Annotated in this window: 1 protein-coding gene and 1 pseudogene; one reads left to right on the forward strand and one right to left on the reverse strand. The window is 26.8% G+C overall.

Going from position 1 to position 1878, the window contains the following annotated elements; genetic code table 11:
• Nucleotides 1-204 precede the first annotated feature (204 nt).
• Complete coding sequence (locus AS160_RS09150; RefSeq protein ID WP_165148027.1) at nt 205-1404, reverse strand: IS110 family transposase; 1200 nt, start codon at nt 1402-1404, stop codon at nt 205-207.
• Nucleotides 1405-1664: 260 nt separating this feature from the next.
• On the opposite strand from AS160_RS09150, the pseudogene AS160_RS09155 reads away from it, so the two are divergent.
• Nucleotides 1665-1878: pseudogene (locus tag AS160_RS09155) on the forward strand (hypothetical protein); the annotation flags it as partial.

The raw sequence follows: 1878 nt of genomic DNA on the forward strand, positions 1-1878 counted from the left end.
AATAGTGAAAGTGAAAAAATTAATAAATAGTCTCCGGTAATAAGTCAAGAGGGAAATAAAAAAACAATGAAAATTAACAAAGATGAAAAATAACAAGAATTCAGAATAATACAGATAGAAAAAAGAGTAAAACAAATATTATGCACATGGTGCAAAAATTAGAATTATTTAGTTGTTTTGTTAATTGTAAACGCTTAATTATTATTATTGATTATTACTATCATCCTTTAAAAACACCATTTTTTTAGAAGATTGAGATAATTCAATAGGATTATAGGATGAATTATTTTTAAGCATATAATAAATACTTCTAACTAGTTTTCTAGCAGTTAAAACAACAGCAGCTTTGTGAGATTTACCTTGATCTCTTTTCTTTTTGTAATAAGATTTAAGAACAGGATCATACCTAATAGCACAAGAAGCTGCCTGATATAGATAATATCTTAGATATTTATTTCCTTTTTTTGATAAATTTTTGTGATTATCAGTTTTTTTACCAGAATCATTTAAATCCCAACGTAATCCTGCATAAGAAGATAATTTAGAATCAGATGCGAAATTATCAATATTAATAATTTCAGAAATAATAGACATAGATAAAATAACAGAAATACCTGGTATAGTATCAAGAGTTGTATTTAAACGTTTAAAATATAAGTTTAGTTGTTTGTCAATACGATCGATTTGGGATTGTAAAAGTTTAATTCTATCAAAAGCAAGAGCAATATTAAAATTAGCCGTATTAAAATCATTCAAAGTAGAACGATAAACCTTAGTAATAATAGACTTAAGTTTCTTAGCAAAATCAATACCGAGTCTTCTTTTAGATAAAGAAGAAACTAAACTAAATAAATCATTAATAGACATATTATAAATATCTTCAGCGGAATAATCAGATAAAATAGTTAAAAGAGTTTTAGATAAATTAAGTTCCTTAGCTAGACCAGGGAAATAAGCTGCAATCAAACTAGCAAGATAAGTTTTTTCAGCAGCTAATTGATGAGAAATATGATATCTTGAACGAGTAATTTCTCTAAGGGATTCAAAAAAAGAATCTTTAAGAACAAAAGGAGTAAGATTCTCAGGAAACTTAATAGCAGTTTTTTGAATAACTTTAGCATCTAATTTATCAGTTTTAGGCCAATTAAGAATCTTTCTGGTACTGGAAACATTAGAAGGGGAAACAAAGAATAAATCATCAAAACCATGAGACTTAAGAAAAACAAAAATATTTTTAGAATAAATACCAGTAGGTTCCAAAACAAAAGCGATATCGTCCATATCTTTAAAAATAGAAACAAGTTTCTCGTAACCATCGATAGAATTATCAACAACACCTTTGATAGAATTATCAAGAAAATAATCAAGTTTATCTTTAGAAACATCGATACCAACAAACAACATAGAAACACAACCTTTCAGAATTAGATTCTAACTCTGGGTATATAAGAAAAGAGCCTCGTTATATGTAAGAGCTATAGCTCATTCTCCGGTAGCAATTCAACTTATATACCAAAGTTAGTCAGACTATTCAAGGCACTTAAGTGCAGGAGGTGACAGAATTACTTTAGTTATATAATAACTCAGAGTTAGAATTATTTTTTTAAAAATAAATATCAGATTTATTAATTATATGAAAACATTATACACGAGGAGGTTATATTATGAAAAAAATAAGTATTATATCATTTATTATTATTAGTGTAATTGGCTTTTCAGTAAAGTCCGACATTGTTCCTCAACATGATGAGGGTTTCTTTGTTAATTTTGAAAGTATTGGATTTTCTTTTTCAAATATGGAAATTTCCACAGCTCCCTTACTAGATATTCTTGGTGTATACAACTTAGGGTTAAGATACTATCTATATGAAAATATGA

Origin of the sequence: Marinitoga sp. 38H-ov, from assembly GCF_011057715.1 — a bacterium.
GTDB lineage: Bacteria > Thermotogota > Thermotogae > Petrotogales > Petrotogaceae > Marinitoga.